Source organism: Enteractinococcus helveticum (assembly GCF_001657475.1).
In the GTDB taxonomy this organism is placed as follows: domain Bacteria; phylum Actinomycetota; class Actinomycetes; order Actinomycetales; family Micrococcaceae; genus Yaniella; species Yaniella helvetica.
This window is the reverse complement of sequence record NZ_LXEY01000065.1, coordinates 1-694: the sequence shown is the minus strand read 5'-3', so window position 1 is coordinate 694 and position 694 is coordinate 1. Positions and strand designations below refer to the sequence as shown.

Annotated in this window: 1 protein-coding gene; it reads left to right on the top strand. The window is 51.6% G+C overall.

All coding sequences use genetic code 11. The features are described from left to right. On the top strand, positions 1-694 hold a 694-nt coding region (locus A6F49_RS18975), incomplete at both ends, for a hypothetical protein (RefSeq protein WP_201120353.1).

Sequence of the window (694 nt, the reverse complement as noted above, 5' to 3'; positions counted from 1 at the left end):
GAAGGGAGGAGGGGGAGGGAGAGGGAGAGAAGGAAAAGAGAGGAAAGAGAGGAGAAAGAAGAGAAGAAAAAAGGGGGAGAGAGGAGGAAAAGAAGAAGAGGGAAAAGGAAAGGGAGGGGGGAGGAAGAGAAGGGGAGGGAAAAAAGGAAGGAGAGAGGAAGAGAGAGAAGGGGGGAGGGAAGAAAGGGGGAAGAGAGGAAGGAAAAAGAGGGAGGAAGAGGGGGAAAAAGAAGAGGAAAAGGGGAGAAAAAAGGGAAAAGGGGGGGGGGAAAGAGGGAGGGAGAAGGGAGAAGAAAAAGGAGAGAAGGGGGGGAAGGGGGAGGGGGGGAAAGAGGAAAAGAAGAAGGGGAAAGAAAAAAAAGAAGGAGAAGAGAGGAGAGAAAGAAGAGGGGGGGGGGAAGAAAGAGAGGGGAGAAGAAAAGGAAGAAAAAGAGGAAGGGGGGGAGAAAGAGGAAAAGGAGGAAGAAAGAAAGAGAAGGGAAAGAAGGGAAGGGAAGGGGAGAGGAAGAAAGAGAAGGGGAGAAAAAGAAAAAGAAGGAAGGGAGGGGAGGGGGAAGGAGAAAGAAAGAAAGGAGAAGGAGGGGGGAAGGAGAGGGGAGGGAGGGGGAAGGAGGGAGAGAGGGAAAGAAGAAGGAGAAAAGAAAGGGGGAGGAGGGAGAGAGAGAAAGGAAGAAGAAGAAAGAAGAAGGGAGGG